We start from the raw sequence: 10,302 nt of genomic DNA, 5'->3' as shown, positions 1-10,302 counted from the left end.
CGCTATTCGTCGTCCGGCCAGCGTATGGCCGGCGCGGCCTCGCGGGGCCTGGGCATCGGCTGCGCGGCCACCGCATTCCAGACCTTGAGGGCGTCGACCGTGGCGGCGACGTCGTGCACGCGCAGGATCTTCGCGCCGCGCTGGGCGGCGATGACGTGCGCGGCCACCGACCCATGTACGCGCTCATGCGGATCGGTGCGGCCGGTCAGGTCCCCGATCGTCTTCTTGCGCGACAGGCCGGCCACCAGCGGCACGCCGAGTTCGGTGAAGCGTTCGAGTCGGGCCAGCAGCAGCAGGTTGTGGTCGCGGGTCTTGCCGAAGCCGAAGCCCGGATCGACGACGATGTGCTTCTTCGCGATGCCGGCCATCTCCGCGGCGAAGATGCGCTCGGCCAGGAAACGATGCACCTCGGCGACGACGTCGTCGTAACGCGGGTCGTCCTGCATCGAACGCGGCTCGCCGAGCATGTGCATCAGCACCACCGGCACGCCCAGTGACGCGGCCGCATCCAGCGCGCCTTCGCGGCGCAATGCGTACACGTCGTTGACCATGCCGGCCCCGGCCTCGACCGCCGCGCGCATCACCTCGGGCTTGGACGTGTCGATGCTGATCGGCAGCGCAGTTTCACGCGCCAGCTGGCGGATGACGGGGACGACGCGGCGCAGCTCCTCTTCCAGCGGCACGTCGGCCGCGCCGGGACGGGTGGATTCGCCACCGACATCGAGGATGTCCGCGCCCTCTTCGGCGAGCTTCAGCCCGTGGGCAACGGCGTCCTCCAGGCTGGCGTGCTCGCCGCCGTCGGAAAACGAATCGGGCGTGACGTTGACGATGCCCATCACCCGCGGGCAATCGAGCACCACGATGCGACCGGCACAATCCAGCCGGGGAGCAGTGTCGAACATCAGACCTCGGCTGGGCCGCCGATGACGATGGGCTTGGGCTGGTCCTTGCCCGGGCCGCCCGGGCTCCAGCCCATCGGCGGCGGCGGATCGCGGCCTTCCATGATCGCGTCGATCTGCGGCACGTCGATGGTCTCGTACTCCAGCAGCAGCTTGGCCATCACATGCAGCTTGTCGATGTTCTCGGTGAGGATGGCCTTTGCGCGGTTGTAGGCGGCGTCGAGGATCTCGCGCACCACCTCGTCGATCTTGCGCGCGGTCTCGTCGGAGACGCTCTTGTGCTGGGTCACCGAGCGGCCGAGGAACACCTCGTCCTCGTCCTCGCCGAACGTGATCGGCCCGAGCTCGGACAGGCCCCACTTGGTGACCATGTTGCGCGCCATCTTGGTCGCGCGCTCGATGTCGTTGGAGGCGCCGGTGGTCACCTTGTCCACGCCGAAGATGAGCTCTTCGGCCACGCGACCGCCGTACAGGGTCGCCAGGCGGCTGTGCAGGCTCTCGCGGGTCGAACTGTAGCGGTCGCCCTCGGGCAGGAACTGGGTGACGCCCAGCGCCCGGCCACGCGGGATGATCGTCACCTTGTAGACCGGATCATGATCCGGAACCAGGCGTCCGATGATCGCGTGCCCCGCTTCGTGGTAGGCGGTGTTCCGCTTTTCCTCCTCGCTCATCGCCATCGAGCGGCGCTCGGTACCCATCAGGATCTTGTCGCGCGCCTTGTCGAAGTGCTCCATGCGCACTTCCTTCGCGTTCTCGCGCGCCGCGAACAGTGCGGCCTCGTTCACCAGATTGGCCAGGTCGGCGCCGGAGAAGCCGGGCGTACCGCGGGCCACGACCATCGGCTCGACGTCGTCTGCGACCGGCACCTTGCGCATGTGCACGCGCAGGATCTGCTCGCGGCCCTTGACGTCGGGCAGGCCGACCACGACCTGGCGGTCGAAGCGGCCCGGGCGCAGCAGCGCGGGGTCGAGCACGTCGGGGCGGTTGGTCGCCGCGACCACGATCACACCCTCGCCGCCCTCGAAGCCGTCCATCTCGACCAGCAGCTGGTTGAGGGTCTGCTCGCGCTCGTCGTGGCCGCCACCCAGGCCGGCGCCGCGATGGCGGCCGACCGCGTCGATCTCGTCGATGAAGATGATGCACGGCGCATGCTTCTTGGCCTGCTCGAACATGTCGCGCACGCGCGAGGCGCCGACGCCGACGAACATCTCAACGAAGTCGGAACCGGAAATGGAGAAGAACGGCACCTTGGCCTCGCCGGCGATGGCCTTGGCCAGCAGCGTCTTGCCGGTGCCCGGCGGGCCGACCATCAGCACGCCGCGCGGGATCTTGCCGCCCAGCTTCTGGAACTTGGTCGGGTCGCGCAGGAACTCGACCAGCTCGGACACTTCTTCCTTGGCCTCGTCGCAACCGGCGACGTCGGCGAAGGTGATCTTGGTCTGGTCCTCGTTGAGCAGCTTGGCGCGCGAACGGCCGAAGGACATCGCGCCCTTGCCGCCGCCTTGTTGCATCTGGCGCATGAAGTACACCCAGATGCCGATGAACAGGATCCAGGGCAGGAAGTTGATCAGGATCATGCCCAACGACATGCCGCTGGCCGGCGGCGCCTGAACCAGGGTCACGTCGTGGTTCAGCAGGTCGGCGACCAGGTCCTTGTCGCTGGGCGCATGGGTCGTGAACTTCGTCCCGTCCTTGCGCTCGCCGGTGATGGTGGTGCGGTCCTCGGCGATCTTGACCTCGGCCACGCGATCGCCCTGCACCTCGTGCACGAACTGGTCGTAGGTCAGCGGCTGGGTGGCCGGCCCCTTGGGGCTGAAGCTCTGGAACACCACCATCAGCACGACGGCGACGACGACCCAGAGCAGCAGGTTCTTCACAAGGTCATTCATTTACGGGGGTGCTCACTTTGGGACGGGCTCACTTGGGGCGGGACAACTTGTTCTGGGCGAGGGCATAGACCTCGGGTGAACGCTTGCGCGAGGCCGCGGGCTTGCGGATCGACACTTTCTCATATCGCCTGCGCAGGTCGCGAACGTATTGGTCGAACCCCACGCCCTGGAACAGCTTGATCAGGAAAGTGCCGCCGGGGCGCAGGTGGTTGTCGGCGAACTCCATCGCCAGTTCGGCCAGGTGCATCATCCGCGGCTGGTCCACCGCGTCCATACCGCTTTTATTGGGGGCCATGTCGGAAAGCACAAGGTCCACGCGGGCCCCGTCCAGCGTGGCTTCCAGGGCCGATAGCACCGCATCTTCCCTGAAGTCCCCATGAAGGAACTCGACCCCGGCCAGGGTCGGCATCTCCAGGATGTCCAGCGCCACCACCCGGCCGCTGTCGCCCAGCGACTGCCGCACCCACTGCGACCATCCGCCGGGGGCGGCCCCGAGATCGACGACCACCATGCCGGGTTTCAGCAACCGGTCGCGCTCGACCAGTTCCTCGAGCTTGTAGGCCGCGCGCGAACGCATCCCTTCCGCCTGCGCCTTCTTCACGTAGGGGTCGGAAAAGTGCTCCTTCAGCCAGCGTTGGCTGGACTTGCTTCGGGTGGCCATGGTCGTGGCCATGATACCCTGCCCCTCCTCCTTCTTTCCGTTGCCCGACCCCATGCCGATCGCCCTCACCGCCGCCCAGACCCGCTTCCTGCGCGGCCAGGCGCACGACCTGAAGGCGATGCTGCAGGTCGGGGGCAAGGGCCTGACCGACGCGCTCGCCGCCGAGGTCGACCTGGCCCTGGAGCACCACGAATTGATCAAGGTGAAGGTCGGTTCCGACGACCGCGAAGCGCGCGATGCGCTGATCGCCGACCTCGCCGGCCGCGTCGACGCCGCACTGGTGCAGCGCATCGGCCATACCGCCGTGCTTTACCGCCCGTCCACCGACCACCGGCGGATCGTCCTGCCCCGGCCGTAATGCAGCTCCACCTCGAACGCCCCGACTACCAGTACTTCCTGCGCGGCGCCGACGGCGACCACGCCCTGGTCAACGAGCGCTCGCTGCGCAGCAGTTTCATCGTCGCACCCGATGCGCTGATCGAGGACTGGCACCTGCGCGACATCACCGCGCTGTCGGTCGCGGACCTGGAACCGATGCTTGCGCTGGATCCCGAGCTGATCGTGCTCGGCTCCGGCGCCACCCAGGCGTTCCCGCCGCCGGCTACCCTCGCCGCCTGCCTGCAGCGCGGCGTGGGGCTCGAGGCGATGACCAATGCCGCGGCCGCGCGCACCTACAGCGTGCTCGCCGCCGAAGGCCGCCGCGTCGTAGCCGCCCTCGTCTTCCCCACCGCATAGGAGCGCGCCTTGCGCGCGAAGCAAACGCGAACCGCCCGCTTGCGAGCGGGGCGCCGCGGGAAAGGTGGTGCGCTTTGGCGAAATCAAGGAGGAGGCCGGGCCGCAGGCCCGGCCGGGGGACATTCGCCAAAGCGGACCGCCTTTCCAGCGTAAGCGCGCGATAGACCTTCGCGCGCAAGCGCTCGCCCACGGGATCAGCGCTTGGGGAGGTAGCGGAGGGGGTCGACGGGCTTGCCGTTGAAGCGGATCTCGAAGTGCAGCATGTCGCGCGCCGCCCCCGAATGGCCGAGTTCGGCGATCTGCTGCCCCGCCTTCACCACCTGGCCCTCGTCGACCAGCCGCTTGCGGTTGTGTCCGTAAGCCGACAGCCACTGCTCGTCGTGCTTGACGATGATCAGCTCGCCGTAGCCCACCAGGCCCGATCCGGAGTACACGACCACGCCGTCGGCCGCGCTGCGCACCGGCGCACCTTCGCGGCCGCCGATGTCGATGCCCTGGCGGGTCGGTTCCCCGGCCAGGTAGGTAGCCAGCAGCGGGCCGTCCACGGGCCATCGCCAGGAGAACGAGGTCGGCGCCGGCACGGCCACTGGCGGCTTGCTCGTCGGGGCGGGCTTGCGCGGCGGTGGGTTGCGCACGGTGGCGTTGCCGCCGCCCCCCGGGTACAGGCGCAGGCGCTGCCCGGGATGGATGGTGTACGGGGAACGGATCCCGTTCCAGGCCGCCAGGTCGCGCAGGGTGATGCCGTTGTCTGTGGCGATGCGGTACAGGTTCTGGCCGCGCTGCACGGTGACCACCACGCCGGGCTTGGGCGTCGACACCGCCACCGGGCCGCGCACGCTGCCGCTGGCGGTGCGGCTGACGACACGGCTGCTTGCGCAACCGGCAAGCAGGATTGCAAGCATCAGGCACACGCCGCTACGCGTCATCACCGTCATCCGCCTTGTGCCCTCCACGCCAGGTAGCCGCCAATCGCGGCAAGCAATGCGACCGCAATCCAGCCGATGGGTTCGATCCAGCGGTGCAGCGCGGCCTGCGCGCGTTCGCCGCCCAGCCGGATCGCCAGCGCGACCAGGTACACGCGCTTGCCGCGCCCCACCAGCATGCTGGCCAGGAACGGCAGCATCGGCACGCCGACGATACCCGATGCCCAGGTGAAGATCTTCAGCGGGATCGGGGTGAAGCCCGCGAGCACCAGGATCCAGAACGCCTTCCACGGCGATTGCGCCACTACCCCGCGCAGGTACTCCACCTCCTTGTCGATGCGCTCCACCCAGCCCAGGCTGGCCAGCAGCGGCTGCACCAGCTCGTAGGCGAACAGGCCGAGCAGGTAGCCGAAGACCGCACCGACCATGGAGCCGGCCAGGCTGTAGGTGGCGAAACGGAAGGCCCGCCGTGGCTGCGCCAGCGCCATCGGCGCCAGCATCACTTCCGGCATCACCGGGAACACCACGGCCTCGGCAACGCTCAGCCCGGTCAGCAGCGCCGGCGCGTGGCGATGCCGCGACCACTGCAGGGCACGCTCGTAGAGGGGCCCGAAGAGCTTCAATCGATGGTTCCGGACAGCAGTGGCACGAACACTACCGCACCGAGCACGTCCTGCCGGATGTTGCCTGCCGCGTCCTTGCGCAGGCGCAGCAGCGATTGCCCGTTCGCGGCGCCCACCGGCGCGACCAGGACCCCGCCCGGCGCCAGCTGCGCCGACAGGGCGTCGACCAGCGCCGGCGCGGCGGCGGTCACCACGATGCCGTCGAACGGGCCCATTTCCGGCCAGCCGATGCGGCCGTCGTCGTGCTTGCTGCGCACGTTCAGGCCCAGCGCGCGGAAGCGCTTGCGCGCGGTGCGCAGCAGTTCGCCGATGCGTTCGACCGTGTACACCTCCAGCCCCAGCGCAGCGAGAATCGCACCCTGGTAGCCGGAGCCGGTGCCCACTTCCAGCACCTTCTTCGGCTGCGCACCATCGGCGAACAATGCTTCGGTCATGCGCGCCACCACCCACGGCTGGGAGATGGTCTGGCCGTGGCCGATCGGCAGCGCGGTGTCGTCGTAGGCGCGCGTGGCGAAGGCCTCGTCGACGAACAGGTGCCGCGGCACGGTGCGGATGGCATTGAGCACGCGCTCGTCGGCAATGCCGTCCGCCTGGTCGGACCCGGCGCGCAGGCGCTCGATCAGCCGGTCGCGAACCCGCTGCGACGTCATGCCGACGCCGACGGCTTCCGGTTGCAGGCGCAGGCGCGGGGTCATGCCACGCCCTCGCGAAGCTCCGCCTCGAGCCCGCCGACCCAGCTGGCGACCTGCTCCAGGGCCTGGTAACGGGTCAGGTCCACGTTGATCGGCGTGATCGCGATATGGCCGCTGCGCACCGCGTTGAAGTCGGTACCCGGGCCCGCATCCTGTTCCGCGCCGGCGGCGCCGATCCACCACCAGGTGCGGCCGCGCGGATCGTCCTGCTGCACGCACGGCTCGGCGCGGTGGCGGTTGCCCAGTCGCGACACTTCGAAGCCGCGCACTTCCGACCACGGGATGTCCGGCACATTGACGTTGAGGATGGTGTCGGCAGGCAGCGGATCGACCTGCAGCCTGGCGATGATCTCGACCGCGGCGCGCGCGGCGGTCTCGTAATGCTCGCCGCGGTGGTCGCGGGTGGCCAGCGACATCGCCACCGCGGGCAGGCCCAGGACCCGGCCTTCCATCGCCGCGGCGACCGTGCCCGAGTAGATCACGTCGTCGCCCAGGTTGGCGGTGTTGTTGATTCCCGACACGACCATGTCCGGCTCGAGCTCGAGCATGCCGGTGATGGCCACGTGCACGCAGTCTGTCGGGGTGCCGTACACGCACCAGGTGTGCTCGTCGCGCTGGAGCACGCGCACCGGCGCGTCCAGGGTCAACGAGTTGCTCGCGCCGGAACGGTCGCGGTCCGGCGCGACGACCAGGACTTCGTGGCCGGCCGCACGCAGCCCTTCGGCGAGGATCCGGATGCCCGGGGCGTCGACGCCGTCATCGTTGCTGACCAGAACGCGCATGCAGGAATGATAGCGGATGACGCGCTAGGCTTGGGGCATGGCAAAGCGCGAAAACGACGACCAGGACGACGCGGCCCTGTTCCGGGAGGCGATCGGACCGGTGCGGGAACTGCCGGCTATGCCGGAGCCTCCGCGCAAGGCACCGCCCAGGCCGCTGCCGCGGATGGCCGCGCGCGACGACGCGGAGGCGCTGGGCGAATTCCGCCGCGCCATGATGGCTGCGGATACGCTCGAGGCCGGCGACGCCCTGTCCTATCGCCGCGACGAAGTACCCGGTCGCGTGCTGCAACGCCTGAAGCGCGGCCAGTACGCGGTACAGGACGAACTGGACCTGCATGCGGCCGACTCCGTGCGCGCCGAGGCATTGCTGCGTGCCTTCCTTGCCGAGGTGCGCCAGGCCGGACACGGCTGCGTGCGCATCGTCCACGGCAAGGGCCTGCACTCGGACAGCGGCGTCCCCGTGCTCAAGAACCTGGTAGACCGGATGCTGCGCCAGCGCGCCGACGTGCTCGCCTTCCACTCCGCGCCCGCGGCACAGGGCGGCAACGGCGCAGTGCTGGTCCTGCTCAAGCGATGAGTTCGGACAGCACCGTGGTCGCGTAGGCGCCGGGCGGCAGGCTGAAGCGCAGCTCCAGCGTTTCCGCCTGCGGCCACTGCCATTGCAGCGATTGCACGCGCAGGCGGGTGGCACGCCGCTCCTGCTTCAGGCCGGCCTTTTCCAGGCCCGCGCGCAGGGCCAGCGATTCCGGGTCTTCCAGCGCCGCGCGTTCCAGCGCCGCCGCGGCCCCGGTCGTGCGCAGTTCGCCCCTGCCCCACAGCGGTGCGGTGGGATGGATGTCGAACGCCGCGAGCCGCGCCGCCAGCGCTTCGTCGAACGATTCGGGCCCGAAAACGCTGCGCGTGCCGTCCAGCATCCACACCTCGCCGTCGAGCGGCATGTCCCAGTTGCCCGCCGCGACCCGGGCGCCGAGGACGCGGTTGAACAGCTGCGAGCGCGCCGCGGACAACAGGTAGGTGCGCTGGTCGCGCGCAACCCGGCGCCCGCCGAACATCGCCAGCGCATTGGCGACGTTGTCGCCGCCGCGACCGAAGCGCTGTTCGCCGAAATAGTTGGGGACGCCGCGCGAGGCGATCGCCTGCAGCCGCGACTCGACCAGCTCGCGATCGCCTTGCGCATCGCGCAGCACCAGCACGAACCGGTTGCCGGCCAGCGCGCCTCGCGGCAGCTTCTTCGCATGCCAGGCGTAGTCGAGCACCCGCAGTCCTTCCGTCTGCAGCGCAGCCAGGTCCGGTGCGACCTTCTTCGGCAAGTGGACGCTGAAACGCTGCACGGTCACCGCATGGCGGTCCTTGAGCCCGGCGTAGCCGATCCCGGACTCGTCGATGCCCGCCCACTGCGCGAGCAATCTGGCCACGAAGGCGGTGTTCATCCCGCGCTTCTCGACCGTCAGCAGCAGGTGTTCCCCGGCGCCGCTGGGCGCGAACGCATCGATCTCGTCGACGCGGAAGTCCTCGGGCGTCGCACGGAAACGCGCCGCCAGCACTGCCGCGCCATGGGCGTGCGGACAGGCCGGCTCGCCGGATGCGGTCACGCGGCCTGCGCGCGCAGCAGGCACACCGCGTGCGCGGCGATGCCTTCACCGCGGCCGGTGAAACCCAGCGTTTCGGTCGTCGTTGCCTTGACGCCGATCGCGTCCTCGTCAACACCGAGCGCGGCGGCGATGGCGGCGCGCATCGCAGCCACGTGCGGCCCGACCCGCGGCTGTTCGCAAACGATGGTGATGTCGGCGTTGCCCAGCTGCCAGCCGCGCTCGCCCGCCAGCGCCGCCACCCGACGCAGCAGGACGTCGCCCGCCGCGCCTTTCCACTGCGGATCCGACGGCGGGAAATGACGGCCGATGTCGCCCAGCGCCAGCGCCCCGAGCATGGCGTCGCACAAAGCATGGATCGCGACGTCGCCATCGCTGTGCGCCACCACGCCTCGTGAATGCGGCACGCGCACGCCGCCGAGCATCACGTGGTCGCCGTCGCCGAAGGCGTGGACGTCGAAACCGTAGCCGATTCGCAGGTTCATCCTCGCGACCCCGTGGGAGCGGCGGAAGCCGCAGCGAAACGCAGGTATCGAAAGTACTCCAGGTCCGCCATCGTCGTCACCTTGAAGTTGTCGTCGCTGCCCTCGACCAGCAGCGGGCGGTGGCCCTGCCGCTCCATGGCCATGGATTCGTCGGTGACATCGATGCCGGCGTCGCGCGCGGACTGCAGTGCACGGGTGAGTTGCAGGCGCCGGAACAGCTGAGGCGTCAGCGCGCGCCACAGCTTCTCGCGCGGCTGGGTGCCGTCGATGCCGCCGTCGGCGCCGGCGAGCTTGAGGGTGTCGCGCACGGGCGCGGCCAGGATCGCGCCGACCGGATCCGCCCGGCCGCGCTCCAGCAACTGCTGCAGATCTTCCTGCGACAGGTTGGGGCGCGCCGCGTCGTGGACCAGCACGAAATCGTCGGCGCGCACGCTGACCGGCAGGGCCGCGAGCCCCGCCAGCACCGACTCCGCGCGCGAGGCGCCCCCGGTGCAGGTGGCGACCGGTTTGCCCTGGAGTTCGGTCCATCCCGGCCAGTGCGCATCGCCCGCGGCCAGGGCGACGACCACGCCCGACACGGCCGGATGCGACAGCAGCGCGCGCAACGCATGCGCGATCAGCGGCTCGCCGTCGACCGCCAGGTATTGCTTCGGCAACGCGGCGCCCAGGCGCGAGCCGATCCCCGCCGCCGGAACCACGGCCCAGGTCATGGCGCCGGCTCCGCGGGTGCAGGTTCCTGCGGTTCGATCACCCGGTAAAAGGTCTCGCCCGGCTTGATCATGCCCAGCTCGTTGCGCGCGCGCTCCTCCACGGCCGCCTCGCCCGACTTGAGGTCCTCGACTTCCGCGGCCAGCGCATCGTTGCGCTGCTGCAGTCCGGCGTTGTCGCGCGCCTGTTGCCGCACCTGCGACTCCAGCTGCGCGACCTCGCGCTGCCCGCCGCTGCCGAACCACAACCGGTACTGCAACCAGCCCAGCAGTACCAGCAACAGCAGCAGGACGATCCGCAGGCCGCGCATCGGTCG

General features: G+C 69.8%; 14 protein-coding genes. 3 read left to right on the top strand and 11 right to left on the bottom strand.

Going from position 1 to position 10,302, the window contains the following annotated elements:
• Nucleotides 1–2 precede the first annotated feature (2 nt).
• From folP to rlmE, 3 genes are read right to left on the bottom strand one after another with little or no spacing between them, the layout of a single operon-like run.
• Nucleotides 3–902, bottom strand: a complete 900-nt coding sequence (gene folP / locus QAA18_RS00220) for a dihydropteroate synthase (protein ID WP_279410097.1) — start codon at nucleotides 900–902, stop codon at nucleotides 3–5.
• Complete coding sequence (gene ftsH / locus QAA18_RS00215) at nucleotides 902–2,788, bottom strand: ATP-dependent zinc metalloprotease FtsH (protein WP_279410095.1); 1,887 nt, start codon at nucleotides 2,786–2,788, stop codon at nucleotides 902–904. Before ftsH ends, folP begins: the two co-directional genes overlap by 1 nt.
• 28 nt (nucleotides 2,789–2,816) lie before the next feature.
• Entirely contained in the window at nucleotides 2,817–3,449 is a 633-nt protein-coding gene (gene rlmE, locus QAA18_RS00210) for a 23S rRNA (uridine(2552)-2'-O)-methyltransferase RlmE (protein ID WP_279410207.1), read from the bottom strand.
• Between the two features lie 52 nt (nucleotides 3,450–3,501).
• On the opposite strand from rlmE, the gene yhbY reads away from it, so the two are divergent.
• Together yhbY and QAA18_RS00200 are read left to right on the top strand one after the other, a co-directional pair.
• Nucleotides 3,502–3,807: a ribosome assembly RNA-binding protein YhbY gene (yhbY, locus tag QAA18_RS00205; RefSeq protein WP_279410094.1), complete on the top strand. Its 306-nt coding sequence runs from the start codon at nucleotides 3,502–3,504 to the stop codon at nucleotides 3,805–3,807.
• Nucleotides 3,807–4,184, top strand: a complete 378-nt coding sequence (locus tag QAA18_RS00200; RefSeq protein ID WP_279410092.1) for an Mth938-like domain-containing protein — start codon at nucleotides 3,807–3,809, stop codon at nucleotides 4,182–4,184. Before yhbY ends, QAA18_RS00200 begins: the two co-directional genes overlap by 1 nt.
• A gap of 194 nt (nucleotides 4,185–4,378) precedes the next feature.
• On the opposite strand, the gene QAA18_RS00195 is transcribed toward QAA18_RS00200, so the two are convergent.
• From QAA18_RS00195 to surE, 4 genes are read right to left on the bottom strand one after another with little or no spacing between them, the layout of a single operon-like run.
• Nucleotides 4,379–5,119: a peptidoglycan DD-metalloendopeptidase family protein gene (locus QAA18_RS00195; RefSeq protein WP_279410091.1), complete on the bottom strand. Its 741-nt coding sequence runs from the start codon at nucleotides 5,117–5,119 to the stop codon at nucleotides 4,379–4,381.
• Complete coding sequence (locus tag QAA18_RS00190) at nucleotides 5,116–5,730, bottom strand: DedA family protein (RefSeq protein ID WP_279410090.1); 615 nt, start codon at nucleotides 5,728–5,730, stop codon at nucleotides 5,116–5,118. The genes QAA18_RS00195 and QAA18_RS00190 overlap by 4 nt, the downstream gene beginning before the upstream one ends.
• Nucleotides 5,727–6,425 carry a protein-L-isoaspartate(D-aspartate) O-methyltransferase gene (locus tag QAA18_RS00185; protein WP_279410088.1) on the bottom strand — a complete coding sequence of 233 codons (699 nt, stop codon included), beginning with the start codon at nucleotides 6,423–6,425 and terminating at the stop codon, nucleotides 5,727–5,729. The genes QAA18_RS00190 and QAA18_RS00185 overlap by 4 nt, the downstream gene beginning before the upstream one ends.
• Nucleotides 6,422–7,204 carry a 5'/3'-nucleotidase SurE gene (surE, locus tag QAA18_RS00180; RefSeq protein WP_279410086.1) on the bottom strand — a complete coding sequence of 261 codons (783 nt, stop codon included), beginning with the start codon at nucleotides 7,202–7,204 and terminating at the stop codon, nucleotides 6,422–6,424. Before surE ends, QAA18_RS00185 begins: the two co-directional genes overlap by 4 nt.
• A 37-nt stretch (nucleotides 7,205–7,241) precedes the next feature.
• Here surE and QAA18_RS00175 point away from each other — a divergent pair, with 37 nt between their 5' ends.
• Entirely contained in the window at nucleotides 7,242–7,781 is a 540-nt protein-coding gene (locus QAA18_RS00175; RefSeq protein WP_279410084.1) for a Smr/MutS family protein, read from the top strand.
• Here the strand turns inward: QAA18_RS00175 and truD are convergent.
• Genes truD through ftsB form a run of 4 tightly spaced genes read right to left on the bottom strand, consistent with a single transcriptional unit; the run spans nucleotide 7,771 to nucleotide 10,296 of the window.
• Nucleotides 7,771–8,796, bottom strand: coding sequence for a tRNA pseudouridine(13) synthase TruD (gene truD, locus QAA18_RS00170; RefSeq protein ID WP_279410083.1), 1,026 nt, complete (start codon nucleotides 8,794–8,796; stop codon nucleotides 7,771–7,773). The two genes, QAA18_RS00175 and truD, sit on opposite strands and share 11 nt — an antisense overlap.
• Entirely contained in the window at nucleotides 8,793–9,278 is a 486-nt protein-coding gene (gene ispF, locus QAA18_RS00165; protein WP_279410082.1) for a 2-C-methyl-D-erythritol 2,4-cyclodiphosphate synthase, read from the bottom strand. The genes truD and ispF overlap by 4 nt, the downstream gene beginning before the upstream one ends.
• Entirely contained in the window at nucleotides 9,275–9,988 is a 714-nt protein-coding gene (gene ispD, locus QAA18_RS00160; RefSeq protein WP_279410079.1) for a 2-C-methyl-D-erythritol 4-phosphate cytidylyltransferase, read from the bottom strand. Before ispD ends, ispF begins: the two co-directional genes overlap by 4 nt.
• The gene (gene ftsB, locus QAA18_RS00155; protein WP_343226726.1) at nucleotides 9,985–10,296 is read right to left on the bottom strand and encodes a cell division protein FtsB; all 312 of its coding nucleotides are present in this window, start codon (nucleotides 10,294–10,296) and stop codon (nucleotides 9,985–9,987) included. Before ftsB ends, ispD begins: the two co-directional genes overlap by 4 nt.
• Nucleotides 10,297–10,302: the final 6 nt, after the last annotated feature.

Source organism: Luteimonas sp. 8-5 (assembly GCF_029763755.1).
Taxonomy (GTDB): Bacteria; Pseudomonadota; Gammaproteobacteria; order Xanthomonadales; family Xanthomonadaceae; genus Cognatiluteimonas.
Note: the sequence above shows the minus strand (reverse complement) of the source record. Positions and strands in the feature narration are given on the sequence as shown.

What these genes read in the sequence shown, in the direction of transcription:
- ftsB (WP_343226726.1), bottom strand. Translation starts at nt 10,296, where the DNA reads ATGCGCGGCCTGCGGATCGTCCTGCTGCTGTTGCTGGTACTGCTGGGC.
- surE (WP_279410086.1), bottom strand. Translation starts at nt 7,204, where the DNA reads ATGCGCGTTCTGGTCAGCAACGATGACGGCGTCGACGCCCCGGGCATC.
- ftsH (WP_279410095.1), bottom strand. Translation starts at nt 2,788, where the DNA reads ATGAATGACCTTGTGAAGAACCTGCTGCTCTGGGTCGTCGTCGCCGTC.
- QAA18_RS00200 (WP_279410092.1), top strand. Translation starts at nt 3,807, where the DNA reads ATGCAGCTCCACCTCGAACGCCCCGACTACCAGTACTTCCTGCGCGGC.
- ispD (WP_279410079.1), bottom strand. Translation starts at nt 9,988, where the DNA reads ATGACCTGGGCCGTGGTTCCGGCGGCGGGGATCGGCTCGCGCCTGGGC.
- QAA18_RS00175 (WP_279410084.1), top strand. Translation starts at nt 7,242, where the DNA reads ATGGCAAAGCGCGAAAACGACGACCAGGACGACGCGGCCCTGTTCCGG.
- folP (WP_279410097.1), bottom strand. Translation starts at nt 902, where the DNA reads ATGTTCGACACTGCTCCCCGGCTGGATTGTGCCGGTCGCATCGTGGTG.
- yhbY (WP_279410094.1), top strand. Translation starts at nt 3,502, where the DNA reads ATGCCGATCGCCCTCACCGCCGCCCAGACCCGCTTCCTGCGCGGCCAG.
- QAA18_RS00195 (WP_279410091.1), bottom strand. Translation starts at nt 5,119, where the DNA reads ATGACGGTGATGACGCGTAGCGGCGTGTGCCTGATGCTTGCAATCCTG.
- ispF (WP_279410082.1), bottom strand. Translation starts at nt 9,278, where the DNA reads ATGAACCTGCGAATCGGCTACGGTTTCGACGTCCACGCCTTCGGCGAC.
- rlmE (WP_279410207.1), bottom strand. Translation starts at nt 3,449, where the DNA reads ATGGCCACCCGAAGCAAGTCCAGCCAACGCTGGCTGAAGGAGCACTTT.
- QAA18_RS00185 (WP_279410088.1), bottom strand. Translation starts at nt 6,425, where the DNA reads ATGACCCCGCGCCTGCGCCTGCAACCGGAAGCCGTCGGCGTCGGCATG.